Source organism: Sphingopyxis sp., from assembly GCF_035250425.1.
Classification (GTDB): domain Bacteria; phylum Pseudomonadota; class Alphaproteobacteria; order Sphingomonadales; family Sphingomonadaceae; genus Sphingopyxis.
Genome location: NZ_DATFFD010000122.1, coordinates 1 through 12,812 on the forward strand (window position 1 = coordinate 1; position 12,812 = coordinate 12,812).

13 protein-coding genes are annotated in these 12,812 nt (G+C 64.9%); 7 read left to right on the forward strand and 6 right to left on the reverse strand.

Going from position 1 to position 12,812, the window contains the following annotated elements; all coding sequences use genetic code 11:
- Positions 1-1,061: adenosylhomocysteinase (locus VJ811_RS06945; RefSeq protein ID WP_324071530.1), on the reverse strand; the 1,061-nt coding region annotated here is incomplete at its 3' end.
- Positions 1,062-1,455: 394 nt separating this feature from the next.
- On the opposite strand from VJ811_RS06945, the gene VJ811_RS06950 reads away from it, so the two are divergent.
- Positions 1,456-1,857 carry a hypothetical protein gene (locus tag VJ811_RS06950; protein ID WP_324071531.1) on the forward strand — a complete coding sequence of 134 codons (402 nt, stop codon included), beginning with the start codon at positions 1,456-1,458 and terminating at the stop codon, positions 1,855-1,857.
- Positions 1,858-1,969: 112 nt separating this feature from the next.
- Here VJ811_RS06950 and VJ811_RS06955 read toward each other — a convergent pair whose 3' ends face one another.
- Positions 1,970-2,533: a YqgE/AlgH family protein gene (locus tag VJ811_RS06955; protein ID WP_152568030.1), complete on the reverse strand. Its 564-nt coding sequence runs from the start codon at positions 2,531-2,533 to the stop codon at positions 1,970-1,972.
- A gap of 131 nt (positions 2,534-2,664) precedes the next feature.
- On the opposite strand from VJ811_RS06955, the gene VJ811_RS06960 reads away from it, so the two are divergent.
- Both VJ811_RS06960 and VJ811_RS06965 read left to right on the forward strand, forming a co-directional pair.
- Positions 2,665-3,147, forward strand: a complete 483-nt coding sequence (locus VJ811_RS06960; protein WP_324071532.1) for a peroxiredoxin — start codon at positions 2,665-2,667, stop codon at positions 3,145-3,147.
- A 71-nt stretch (positions 3,148-3,218) separates the two neighbouring features.
- Entirely contained in the window at positions 3,219-4,700 is a 1,482-nt protein-coding gene (locus tag VJ811_RS06965; RefSeq protein ID WP_324071533.1) for an AMP nucleosidase, read from the forward strand.
- Between the two features lie 168 nt (positions 4,701-4,868).
- Here VJ811_RS06965 and VJ811_RS06970 read toward each other — a convergent pair whose 3' ends face one another.
- Positions 4,869-5,351 (reverse strand): SRPBCC family protein, encoded by a 483-nt coding sequence (locus tag VJ811_RS06970; RefSeq protein ID WP_324071534.1) that lies wholly within the window; start codon positions 5,349-5,351, stop codon positions 4,869-4,871.
- A 48-nt stretch (positions 5,352-5,399) separates the two neighbouring features.
- Here VJ811_RS06970 and VJ811_RS06975 point away from each other — a divergent pair, with 48 nt between their 5' ends.
- Complete coding sequence (locus tag VJ811_RS06975; protein ID WP_324071535.1) at positions 5,400-5,726, forward strand: metalloregulator ArsR/SmtB family transcription factor; 327 nt, start codon at positions 5,400-5,402, stop codon at positions 5,724-5,726.
- A gap of 55 nt (positions 5,727-5,781) precedes the next feature.
- Here VJ811_RS06975 and VJ811_RS06980 read toward each other — a convergent pair whose 3' ends face one another.
- The 3 genes from VJ811_RS06980 to VJ811_RS06990 all read right to left on the reverse strand — a co-directional run bounded on the left by VJ811_RS06980 (position 5,782) and on the right by VJ811_RS06990 (position 9,128).
- On the reverse strand, positions 5,782-7,608 hold the full coding sequence (locus VJ811_RS06980; protein ID WP_324071536.1) for a M2 family metallopeptidase: 1,827 nt from the start codon (positions 7,606-7,608) through the stop codon (positions 5,782-5,784).
- Between the two features lie 75 nt (positions 7,609-7,683).
- Positions 7,684-8,436, reverse strand: a complete 753-nt coding sequence (locus VJ811_RS06985; protein WP_324071537.1) for an alpha/beta hydrolase — start codon at positions 8,434-8,436, stop codon at positions 7,684-7,686.
- A 44-nt stretch (positions 8,437-8,480) separates the two neighbouring features.
- On the reverse strand, positions 8,481-9,128 hold the full coding sequence (locus tag VJ811_RS06990) for a 2-hydroxychromene-2-carboxylate isomerase (protein ID WP_324071538.1): 648 nt from the start codon (positions 9,126-9,128) through the stop codon (positions 8,481-8,483).
- 126 nt (positions 9,129-9,254) lie between these two features.
- Here VJ811_RS06990 and VJ811_RS06995 point away from each other — a divergent pair, with 126 nt between their 5' ends.
- The 3 genes from VJ811_RS06995 to VJ811_RS07005 all read left to right on the forward strand — a co-directional run bounded on the left by VJ811_RS06995 (position 9,255) and on the right by VJ811_RS07005 (position 12,611).
- Positions 9,255-9,701: a MarR family transcriptional regulator gene (locus VJ811_RS06995; RefSeq protein ID WP_324071539.1), complete on the forward strand. Its 447-nt coding sequence runs from the start codon at positions 9,255-9,257 to the stop codon at positions 9,699-9,701.
- Positions 9,701-10,834: an HlyD family secretion protein gene (locus tag VJ811_RS07000; RefSeq protein WP_324071540.1), complete on the forward strand. Its 1,134-nt coding sequence runs from the start codon at positions 9,701-9,703 to the stop codon at positions 10,832-10,834. The genes VJ811_RS06995 and VJ811_RS07000 overlap by 1 nt, the downstream gene beginning before the upstream one ends.
- A gap of 187 nt (positions 10,835-11,021) precedes the next feature.
- Positions 11,022-12,611: an MDR family MFS transporter gene (locus tag VJ811_RS07005; protein WP_324071541.1), complete on the forward strand. Its 1,590-nt coding sequence runs from the start codon at positions 11,022-11,024 to the stop codon at positions 12,609-12,611.
- Positions 12,612-12,812: the final 201 nt, after the last annotated feature.

Here is a 12,812-nt window from a genome sequence, read left to right on the forward strand (position 1 = left end):
TTGGCGAGCGCCGCGATCTGGATCTCGCTGTCGAAGTGGCCGATGTTGCAGACGATCGCCATATTCTTCATCGCCGCCATATGTTCGGCGGTGATGACGTCGGCGTTGCCCGTCGCGGTGACAAAGATGTCCGACCGCTTGACGGCTTCGTCCATCGTCACGACCTCGAAGCCTTCCATCGCCGCCTGCAGCGCGCAGATCGGGTCGATTTCGGTGACGAGCACACGCGCGCCGCCGTTGCGGAGCGACTGGGCGCTGCCCTTGCCGACGTCGCCGAAGCCGGCGACGGTCGCGACCTTGCCCGCGAGCATCACGTCGGTGCCGCGGCGGATCGCGTCGACGAGCGATTCCTTACAGCCATAGAGATTGTCGAACTTCGATTTGGTGACGCTGTCGTTGACGTTGATCGCGGGGAAGGGCAGTTCGCCCTTCTTGGCGATGTGGTACAGGCGGTGGACGCCGGTCGTCGTTTCTTCCGACACGCCCTTGATCGCCTTGACCGTCTTGGTCAGGTAACCGGGGTTCGCCGCGACAAACGCCTTCAGCGCCCGCTGCATTTCGATCTCTTCCTCATTCTCGGGCGCCGGCATTTCCTGCCCGGCCTCGAGCTTCGCGCCCCACAGCGCGAACATCGTGGCGTCACCGCCGTCGTCGAGGATCAGGTTGCAGGTCGTGCCGTCCTCGACACCCCAGTCGAAGATGCGGCCGACATAGTCCCAGTAATCGGCGAGGCTTTCGCCCTTCACCGCGAACACCGGCACGCCCGACGCGGCGATCGCGGCGGCGGCATGGTCCTGGGTCGAGAAGATGTTGCACGTCGCCCAGCGGACTTCGGCGCCGAGCGCGGTCAGCGTCTCGATCAGAACCGCGGTCTGGATCGTCATGTGCAGCGAGCCCACGATGCGCGCGCCCTTCAGCGGCTGCGCCGCGCCGAATTCGGCGCGCAGCGCCATCAGGCCCGGCATTTCGGTTTCGGCGATGTTGATTTCCTTGCGCCCGAAATCGGCAAGGCCGATGTCGGCGATCACATAGTCACGGGTGTCGGCGGCGAGAGTGGCCACGGGGTATTCTCCAGTCAGGCGAGTTCGACCGCAGGCGAGCGGCCACGAAAAACATGCCCGGCGCCCTATCCGAAAGCGGCTCCGCGATCAAATATAAACTATTCTTTATATCGCAATCCCGGCACCGCCCGGCGGGCGAGCGCAGCCATGCGAATCGGCGCGCAAAATGCGCGGCGTCGGGAAAAAAATTTCACAGGCCGCAAATGTGACAATCCGCGCCGCCTGATTGTGACGCAGAGTCGTGAAGGCCAAGATTCTGAAAATCCTGACTTATAACACTCCTTGCGATTAGCATAATCGCTTTTTGTGACAACTATGTTACAAACCCCCGAAAACATTGACTTTTTGCCCGAAGCGCGAGAAAATCGGCGAAAGTTTTCGGGGAGATAGAGAGATGAAAAAAATATTGCTGCCGCTGATCGCACTGGCCTTTTCAAGCCCCGCCGCGGCGCAATCGATCGTCGTCGTTACCGCACCGCACGCCGATTCGGAGCAGATTCTGCCTGTCGCCTATCCCGAGCTCAGGGCCGGCGAAAACCGCGCCGCGGTCGAAAAGCTGACCGGCGACACCGCGCTCGACCGGCGCGACCCGTCGCGCCTGATTAATCTTGGCACCGCTTACGCTCGTCTGGGTCGCACCGCCGAAGCCGCCGCTGCCTACGACAACGCGATCGGCAGCCCGATCCGCTACGACCTCGAACTCGCCGACGGCCGCTATGTCGATTCGCGCTGGGCCGCGCGCGCTGCGCTCGCCAACCTCAATCAGGGCCGCCCGCTGCTCGCATTGGCACGCTGAACAATATCGTCGCCCCTGCGAAGGGCGTTTCAGAGTCGCGTGCCTCTGAACGCGGCGGTTATCGGCCTTGCATAAGGTTGCCGGCGGCTCCCGCCTTCGCGGGGGGCGACGATCAAGCCTCGCCGCCTTCGGTCGTCAGCAAGCGGGCGTCCACTCCCGCTTCGGCAAACGCCGCCTGCCACCGTTCGGCGGGCGGCGTTTCGAATAGCAGGCCATCGCTTCCCGGCGTGACGTGCCAGCCGTGGCGCACCATTTCGCCCTCGAGCTGCCCCGGCGACCAGCCCGCATAACCGAGCGCCACCAGCCAGCGCGACGGGCCGCGCCCCTCGCCAATCGCGCGCAGGATGTCGTGCGAACTCGAGACCATCCAGCGATCGCCGACCTGCACCGCCTCCTGCCCGCCCCAGTCGAGGCTGTGGAGGACGAAGCCGCGCGACGGCTCGACCGGTCCGCCGAGAAACACCGGCTGGTCGAGCGGCACATCGTGCGCGATTTCGAGCTGGTCGAGCACCGCGCCGACGGTCATGCCGTCGATCGGATCGTCGATGCCGATCCCCATCGCGCCCTCTTCGTCATGGCTGATCATCGCGATCACCGAATGTTCGAAACGGGGATCGCCAATGCCCGGCAGCGCAAGCAGCAGCTGGCCGGTGAACCAGGTGGGGTCTGTGCTCATGATCGCCACCATGCCGCGTCGCGGCGGCGCGGTCCAGCTTTTCGATCAACCGCCGCGCCGCGCTTGACTTGGCGACCGGCGCACCCGATGTCACCGCCATCAAAATCCCCTCGAGTGAAAGGATGCCGACCATGACGATCCAGACCGGAGACAAGCTACCCGACGCCACCTTCGTAAAGGTCACCGAAAACGGCCCCGAACAGGTCAACACCGCCGATTATTTCAAGGGCCGCCGCGTCGCGCTCTTCTCGGTTCCCGGCGCCTTCACCCCGACCTGTTCGGCCAAGCACCTGCCGGGCTTCGTCGACAAGGCCGAAGAGCTGAAGGCCAAGGGCGTCGACGAAATCGTCTGTACCGCGGTCAACGACGCCTTTGTCATGGGCGCGTGGGGCAAGAATGCGAATGCCGGTTCCGCCGTGACCATGCTCGCCGACGGCAACGGCGACTTCGCCGAAGCCGTGGGTCTGACGATGGACGGCAAGGCGTTCGGCATGGGCAAGCGCGGCCAGCGTTTCTCGATGATCGTCAACGATGGCGTCGTCGAACAGCTCAATGTCGAGGCTCCCGGCGAGTTCAAGGTGTCGAGCGCCGACCATATGCTCGAGCAGCTGTAAGCAATCGGGGGCGGGGCGGCCATCGGGCTGCCCCCTTCCCTTTTGTCATATTTTCATGCAACACCGCCCTGATGACATCTAACTCATCGCAAGAAACCACCGACCCCGCCGCGCTCGTCGACGAGATTATCGCCGAGCTTCAGACCCAGTTCCGCGCGTCGGTCACCAATCTCAAATCCGCCATCGCGGCCTATGTCCGCGACCGCACGCTGCCGTCGGCCGACGCCGCGGCGAAGGGGCTGTTCGACTATCCGGCAATCCGCCTCGTCACCACCGGCGAACAGCGCGAGGGGCAGAAGGGGCATAATCTCTCATTCGGCCGCTTCGAGCGCGCGGGCGAATTCGTCACCACGGTAACGCGCCCCGACCTGTTCGCCGATTACCTGCGCGAGCAGCTCATGCTCCTCGCGCGCCATTATGACATCACGCTCGAGGTCACGCGGACGGGGCAGCAGATCCCCTTTCCCTATGTGCTCGACGCCAGCGACGGGTCGGACATGGGCGGGGTCACCCCGCTCGAACTCGCGCGCCATTTCCCGACCACGGAATTGGCCGACATCGGCGACGAGCTTGCCGACGGCCTGTTCGGACAGGATCCCGCCGCCGATCAGCCGCTCGCCTTGTTCGACGCGCTGCGCACCGACTTCTCCCTCGCGCGCCTTCGTCACTATACCGGCACCGCACCCGAGCATTTCCAGCGCTATATATTGTTCACCAACTATCACCGCTATGTCGACGAATTCGTCGCCTGGGCGGGCGCGCAGGTGGGCGAAGGTCGTTACACCGCGCTTGCGGGCGCCGCGGGGCTTTATGTCGACCAGCCGGGGGTCAACGCCAGCGCGCTCGTCGCCGACAGCGCCTGGCGGCGGCATCAGATGCCCGCCTACCACCTGATCGCCCCCGACGGCGGCGGCATCACGCTCGTCAACATCGGCGTCGGCCCGTCGAACGCCAAGACGATCTGCGACCATCTCGCGGTGCTGCGCCCCGAGGCGTGGCTGATGATCGGCCATTGCGGTGGCCTTCGCCCCAGCCAGCGCATCGGCGATTATGTGCTCGCGCACGCGTATCTTCGCGACGATCATATCCTCGACGCGGTGCTGCCGGTCGCCATCCCGATCCCGCCGATCGCCGAAGTGCAGGTCGCGCTCGCGACCGCCGCCGAGGCGGTATCCGGCGCCACGGGCGCCGACCTCAAGAAACGCATGCGTACCGGCACCGTCGTCACCACCGACGACCGCAACTGGGAGCTGCGCTACACCGACAGCGCATTGCGCTTCTCGCAGTCGCGCGCGATCGGCATCGACATGGAATCGGCAACGATCGCGGCGCAAGGCTATCGCTTCCGCGTGCCCTACGGCACCTTGCTCTGCGTCAGCGACAAGCCGCTCCACGGCGAACTCAAGCTGCCCGGACAGGCGAATCGCTTCTACGAGGAAGCAATCGCCGCGCACCTCCAGATCGGCATCCGCGCGTGCGAGACGATGCGCGACGAGGGCGCCAAGCTCCACAGCCGCAAACTCCGCGCGTTCAACGAACCACCGTTCCGGTAACGGCCGGTTGCGGACCTCCTTCTTATCGTCATCCCGGACTTGATCCGGGATCCATAGCCACGCCGTCGTCGTGGATCCCGGATCAAGTCCGGGATGACGAAGTTGGGATAGCAAATGTCCGCTTCCCTCACCAACGCCGACCTTCAATCAGGAAGGCGCTGACGCAGCTCAAACATACATGCCCTCGCGCAGATTGATGCCATGCTCCAGCCACGCCTTGAGCGCGCAGAGCATCTGTGCCCAGCCCTGGCAATTGCCATAGGATGCGCTGAGCGCACCCTGATTCTCGCGCCAGCCTTCCTCGGCGATCTCGACGAGCGTGCGGCCGTCGTCGAGGCTCTTGAAGCTCATCGTCACCTTGGTGCGATAATCGCTGTCCTTTTGCTCGCCGCCCTCGACATTGTGAGCCTCGCCTTCGCTCGCCTGCCATTCGAGGACGATCTTCTCGTCCTTCACCACTTCGGTCACATAGACCGGAAAGGCGCCGGGAAAGTCGTGAAAGTCCCATTCGACCGTGGCGCCGGTTTCGAGCCGGCCCTTCGCGCCGCCCGTGGTGAAATAATTCGACAGCTTCGCGGGATCTGCGACCGCCTCGAAGACCTCGTGCACCGGCTTCGCGATCCGCGCCGCGACCCTGAACTTCAGTTCCATGTCCATTCTCCGCTTGAGTCGCATCTTTTTATGTTATATTTATATAACATGTCAATTCACGACCAGTTCGACGCGACGTTCAAGGCGCTCGCCTCGCCGATCCGGCGCCAGATTCTCGACGACCTTAAGGATCAGCCGCTAACCACGGGCGCGCTGTGCGGCCATTTTGCCGACATCGACCGCTGCACGGTGATGCAACATCTGAAGGTGCTGGAGGATGCGGGACTGGTGATCGCCGAGCGTCGCGGCCGCGAGCGCTGGAACCACCTCAACGCAGTGCCGATCCAGGACATCCACGACCGCTGGATCGGTCCGCACGCCGCCGCCGCAAGCGCGCGGCTCGCCCGCTTCAAACAGTCGGTCGAGGCGCAATGAAAAAGGGCCGGGGCGTCGCCGCCCCGGCCTTTCTGCTTGTCGTCGTTCGTTCGGCTCACCAGCCCTGCGGCTTGCCCTTGTTCTGCTGGTCCAGCCATGTCTTCAGCGGCGCGAAATAATCGGCCATCGCCTTGCCCGACATCTCGCGGCTGCCGGTGAACGCCTGCAGCGCATCGGGCCACGGCTTCGACGCGCCCATTTCGAGCATCGCGTTGAGCTTCGCGCCGACCGCCTTGTTGCCATAGAAGGAGCAGCGGTGGAGTGGCCCCTTCCACCCGGCCTGCTTGCACGCCGCCTGATAGAATTGGAACTGCAGCACGCGCGCGAGGAAATAGCGGGTGTAGGGCGTGTTGCCGGGGATGTGGAACTTCGCACCCGCGTCGAACGCGTTCGCCGGCCGTTCGCCCGGCGGGACGATGCCCTGATATTGGGTGCGCAGCTCGGTCCATTTCTTGTTGTAGTCGGCGGGCTGGATCGATCCGTCGAAAACGCCCCAGCGCCAGCGATCGACGAGCAGGCCGAACGGCAGGAAAGCGACCTTGTCCATCGCCTGACGCAGCAACAGGCCGATATCCTTGTCGGCGCTCGGCACCTTCGCCTTGTCGAGCAGGCCGATGTCGACCAGATATTGCGGCGTGATCGACAGCGCGACGAAATCGCCGATCGCCTCGTGGAAGCCGTCGTTCGCACCGTTGAGGTAAAGGAACGGCTGCTTGTTATAGGCGCGCTGGTAATAATTGTGGCCGAGTTCGTGGTGGATGGTGATGAAGTCGTCGGCGTTCACCTTGATGCACATCTTGATGCGGATATCGTCCTTGTTGTCGACGTCCCACGCCGAGGCGTGGCAGACGACTTCGCGGTCGGCGGGCTTCAGGAACTGGCTGCGCTTCCAGAAGGTTTCGGGCAGCGGCGCCATGCCGAGCGACGAATAGAAATTCTCGCCCGCCTTGACCATGTCGAGCGGCGCCTTGCCCTGCGCGGTCAACAGATCGCCGATGTCGTAGCCGAGGTCGCCGGTTCCCGCGGGGGCGACGAGCGGGTAGATGTTGCCCCATTCCTGCGCCCACATATTGCCGAGCAGGTCGGCACGGATCGGGCCGGTCTTGGCCTGGACCGCGTCGCCATATTTCTCATTCAGCTTCCAGCGGACATAGGTGTGGAGCGCGACGTACAGCGGCTTCATGTCCTGCCAGATCTTCTCGGTGACCTTGGCGAATTCCTCGGGCGGCATGTCGTAACCCGAACGCCACATCGCGCCGGTGTCGGCGAAGCCCAGCTCTTTCGCGCCGGCGTTCGCGATGCCGACCAGCTTGGCATAGTCATCCTTCATGGGCGCGCCGACCTTGTCGTGCCAGCTCGTCCACATTTCGGCGAATTGCGCCGGCGTGTGCTTGAGGTCGCCCATCGCGGCCTCGATATCCGAGCCCGAGATTTCCTTGCCGTTCAGCGTGCCGCGGCCCTTGCCATATTGCGACTGCAGGTCGGTCGCGATCGTGTTGAGCTCGGTCGCGGCGCCCGGCGTCGTCGGCGCGGGCAGCACGATGCCGGTGCGCAGGATATCGAGCTTGCGCTTCGTATCGGCGCTGAGCCCCGTGACATCCTTATATTTGGCGGCTTCGAGCGCATATTTGACCGATTTTTCGGTGCCGACGGCGTTGATCCGCGACGCCATCGCGTCGGTATCTTCGGTCAGATAGGTGCTGTTGACCCAGTTCACCTGGCTCGCCTCGACCGTGTAATCGAACAAGTCCTTTTCGACCGACGCGATGAAGGCGTCGGCGTCGGCGGCGGTGGGGGCGGTCGTCGGCGCAGTTTGGGCAAAAGCAGGGGTCGCCACCGCGAGCGACAGGGCAAGCGACAGCGTCGAAATCATGGCTTTCATGGGGTGCGTCCTCTGGAAAATTATCGCAGCGCTCTGCGGCGCATGCGAACAGCTAGGCGCTTGCCGCGAGTCCGGTCAAGCCGCGAGAAAAGCGGCGATCGCCTCGCCCAGTTCGGGCTGCGTGACGCTCGACATATGCGTGCCGGGGATCGTCGCGAGCCGTGCGTCGGCGAGCGCGGCGACGAGGTCGGGTGCCGAGCCATTGTCCTGATCTTGCTCGCCACATACGACAAGTACGGGCATCGTCAGCGCCGCCAGCATCGCGGGCGCCGTGTCGGTGAAACTGTCGAGCAGGTGCCCCGCCGCGATGCGATCGACCTTCATCGTTTTCATGAACTGGATCGACAGCCATGTGTCGTCGCCGCGCTTTGCCGTCTCATATTCAGCGATGACGCGCTTGAAGAATTGCCCGCGTCTTTGCCAGCCGGCGAGCCCGGCAAGCCCCATGCCGCCGAGGATCAGCCGGCGCGGTTTCATACCCGCAACGACCGCGCGGACGCTGGTGCGCGCGCCGAGCGAAAAGCCGCCGAGGTCGAAGTCCGCAAGAGCCAGATGCGCTATCAGATCTTCAAGGTCGCGCACGAGTATGTCGGGCGGATAAAATTCCTCTTCGTGCGGCGCGTCGCTCGACCCGTGGATGCGCAGGTCGGGCATGATCACGCGGTAGCCCTCGGATGCCACGCGCGCGGCGGTGCCGAACTTGATCCAGTTGACCTCGCCGCTCGAAAACAGGCCGTGAAGCAGCAACAGCGGCTGGCCTTCGCCCATTTCGCGCCACGCCAGCCGCACGCCGTCGCGCGCCTCGAAATATTGGGGTTCGATCGTCATGTGCCGCGCTATGCGCCCTTCACGCCCGGTTCGGCAAGCGCCGATCAGCGCGCCCGCAAGCCCTTTTGCTCCATGCGCCACTTCGCCATTTCGATACGGTCCTGCCCGAAAAAGGGCTCGCCATCGAACACCAATGTCGGCACCCCCCAATGGCCGGCGATTTCGAGCGCAACCTGATTGGCGGCGATCTCGTTATCGAGTAGCTCGGCCTCGCGCACCGCCTCGGCATCGAGTTCGGCAAGGTCGAGGCCGGCGCGGCGCGCGGCGGCGGCCAGATGATCGCCGAGGTGCCAGTCCTGCGCCCCGCCCCAGATGAGCTGCGCCGCTTCGTGCGCGAAGGCAAGGCTCTTGCCGCGCCGCGACGCCGCCTGCCCGAGCCGCGTCAGGCGATAGATATAGGGCTGCTCGGCCGCGATCGCGCGCGTCGCCAGATCCTGCACGATCGGGTCGGGACGCGGGGGCCCAAAGGGAATGCCATGAAACTGCGCGACGCGGATCATGTCGCGCACCGTATAGCTCAGCCAATTGGGATGATTGCGCTCGAAAAAATCGGGCTGGCGGATCGCGAGCGGATAGACCGGGCGCAGGTTGATCGTCAGATCGTGGCCGGCGGCGAGCGCGCGATAGCGGCCGACAGCGAGATAGCTGTACGGCGAGCGAAAGGACCAGAAGAGGTCTGCGGTCAATGTCATGACGTCATCCTGCCGGAAAACACGCCCGGCGCAAGCAGTGTAAAGAAAATTTACACCAGATTCGAGATTGTTGTACGAAAATTCCGGATGTTGAAAATAGTAGCAATTGCTATTATATCTTATGACATGAGTGAAACGATCGGATTCCTGCTGAACGACACCGCGCGGCTGTTCCGGCGTTCGTTCAACGCGCGCACGAAGGGCAGCGGCATCACCGCGCTGCAATGGCGCCTCATCACCTATCTGAAACGGCACGAAGGCATAAGGCAGGGACCGCTTGCCGAGCTGATCGAGGTCGAACCGATCACATTGTCGCGCATGGTCGACCGGCTGGTCGAGGCCGGACTGGTCGAGCGCCGCGCCGACCCCGCCGACCGCCGCGCCTGGCAGCTGTATCTGACGCCGCGCGCGGGCGACCTGCTCGGGGGAATGCGCGAGATGGCCGACGCGCTGACCGCCGAGGCGACCGAAGGGCTGAGCGACGCCGAGCGCGACCAGCTCATCGACCTCGTCGAGCGCGTCCGCGCCAATTTGTCCCGCCGTATATGCCAAAAAGAAGAAGAGACATTTTGATGGACCAGCTCTCCCCATCCCGCCGCGCCAAAAACCCCCGGGCCGAAGAGGCGACGCCGCCCAAGGCCGCGCCGAAGGCCGATCCGCTGCCGAGTCCGGCGCCGGCTGCCGAGGCCGCGCCCAAGGCGAGCTGGCGCACGCGCCTCCTGATGTTCGGCCTGCCCTTCGCGCTGATCGCGGGCGGTGCCGGCTGGTGGCTGACGAGCGGCGGGTCGGTGTCGACCGACAACGCCTATGTCCAGATGGATAAGGTCTCGGTCGCCGCCGAAGTCGGCGGTCGGATCACCGAAGTCGCGGTGCGCGACGGCCAGCAGGTCGCGAAGGGCCAGCTGCTGTTCCGTATCGACGGCGAACCCTATGCACTGACCGTGGCGCAGGCGAGCGCGGCGATCGACGCCGCCGAGGTCGAGGTCGGCAACCTGTCGGCGAGCGCGAACACGTCGAGCGTCGACATCGCCGCGGCGCGCGAGGACGTCAAATTCGCCGAGATCACCTTCCAGCGCCAAGCGGCGCTGATGGAAAAGGGCTTCACCACCAAGGCGGCCTATGACGCGGCGCGCCACGCGGTTGCGCAGGCGCGCGAACGCGTGCGCCAGGCCGAAGCCGCCGCCGCCGAAGCGCGCACCAAGCTGGCCGCTGGCCCGTCGAGCGGGATCAACCCGCAGGTCGAGGCGGCGCGCGTCCAGCGCTCGCAGGCCGAGGTGAACCTCGGCCGCACCACCGTCCGCGCGCCGAGCGCCGGCCGGATCGCGCAATCGGACCGGCTGCAGGTTGGCCAGATGATGGTCGCCGGGCTGCCCGCGGTCACCTTGGTCGATACCGCGCATCCGTGGGTCGAGGCCAATTTCAAGGAAACCGACCTCGCCGACATGCGCATCGGCCAGCGCGCCGAAATCAGCTTCGACGCCTATCCGGGGGTGAAGGTACGCGGCCATGTGCTGACGATCGGCGCGGGCACGGGCAGCGAATTTTCGGTGCTGCCCGCGCAGAATGCGACCGGCAATTGGGTCAAGGTGACGCAGCGCGTGCCGGTGCGGATCGCCTTCGACGAAAAGCCCGCACGCGACATGATCGCGGGGCTGTCGGCTGACGTTCGGGTGTTTACCGGCGGTGGGTCGGTAGCGGGGAAGTAGGCGTGATTTCGCCGCGCCAAAATCGATCCTCCCCATCGCGAAGCGTTGGGGAGGTGGCAGCGCGAAGCGCTGACGGAGGGGTCTGCTTCGTCGAGCGTCCGCGCAAGGCCGCATTACCCCTCCACCACCCGCTTCGCGGGCGGTCCCCCTCCCCAACGCTTCGCGATGGGGAGGATCTTTTCTAGCCATGGCCAGCCGCTCCCTCCCCAGCCGGCCGTCCGCCGCGGCGCTGCCCGACGACGAGTCGATCCCGCTGCACGAACGCGTGCGCTATCGCGGCCTGCTGACCGTCGCGGTGATGGGCGCGTCGATCATGCAGATCCTCGACACGACGATCGCCAACGTCGCGATTCCGCATATGCAGTCGGCGCTCGGCGCGACGAGTGAGACGGTGACATGGGTGCTGACGAGCTATATCCTCGCCTCGGCCGTCGCGATGCCGATCACCGGCTGGCTTGCCGACCGCATCGGGCGGCGCGAATTGTTCATGGCCGCAGTTGTCGGCTTCATCGTCGCCTCGATGGCGTGCGGCGCCGCGCAGACGCTCGAGCAGATGGTCGCCTTCCGCTTTCTGCAGGGGGTCAGCGCCGCCTTTATCGGCCCGCTGTCGCAGTCGGTGATGCTCGACATCAACCCGCCCGAACGCCACGCGCGCGCGATGTCGATCTGGGGCATGGGGATCATGATCGGCCCGATCCTCGGCCCCATTTTGGGCGGCTGGCTGACCGAAAGCGTCAATTGGCGCTGGGTCTTCTACGTCAACCTGCCCGTCGGGCTCATCACGCTCGCGATGATGTGGGCGCTGCTACCCAAAACCCGCAGCGTCACGCGGCGCTTCGACCTGTTCGGTTTCTCGATGCTCGCGCTGGGGCTCGCCGCATTGCAGCTGATGCTCGACCGCGGCGCGCATCAGGACTGGTTCGACAGCATCGAAATCTGGATCGAACTGGGCGTCGCCGTTTCGTGCCTGTGGATGTTCGTCGTCCATATGTTCACGGCGCGCGCGCCCTTGTTCAGCCGCCTGATGCTCGCCGACCGCAACCTCGTCACCGCGATGGGGTTCATGGTCGTGATCGGCGTCGTGATGTTCGCATCGATGGCGCTGCTGCCGCCGATGCTGCAGAATTTGTTCGGCTGGCCGGTGATCGATACCGGCGTCGCGCTCGCGCTGCGCGGGGTCGGCATCCTCGCCAGCATGTGGGTCGCGGGACAATTGCTCGGCAAGATCGACGCGCGCTGGCTGGTCGGCACCGGGCTCCTTACCGCGGCCTATTCGTTATGGCAGATGAGCCACTGGTCGCTGATGATGGGGATGCAGCCGGTGATCATCAGCGGGCTGGTGCAGGGGCTCGGCATGGGGCTGATCTTCATTCCATTGAACACCATGGCGTTCGCGACGATCCAGCCGCAATATCGCACCGACGGGTCGAGCCTGCTCAACCTGTTCCGCAGCCTCGGCGCCTCGGTCGGCATCTCGATCGTCACCACCCTGCTCGCCTCGAACATCCAACGGAGCCACGCGGATCTGGCGGCGCATGTCACCAACAGCTCGGTCAGCCTGCTCGACCCGTCGACCGCCGACCGCTTCGGCGCCCTGGGCGACGCGGCGCTGGCGATGGTCAATGCCGAGATCAACCGGCAGGCGGCGATGGTCGCCTATATCGACGATTTTTGGGCGATGATGTGGGTAACGCTGGCGTCGGTGCCGCTGGTGCTGCTGCTCCGCCCCCCGAAGCCGGGCGGGCCGAAGGCGTCGGCGGCGGATATGGGGCATTGAAGGCGTGACGTCGGTTTTGGGGTGGTGAGCCGCCATTGCCGAGGGCCGCATAATCATTCCAAAGTTCAGGAAAGTTCAGCCTTATGCATCGCCCGATTTGAGCCTCGCGGCGTGCTGGACGCGCCCGGCACGCCCCACCCTGGCCGCACCCGCAAGCCAGGCAGCAACCGCTTTTATCCACCAAATGAAAGAGCCGGATGA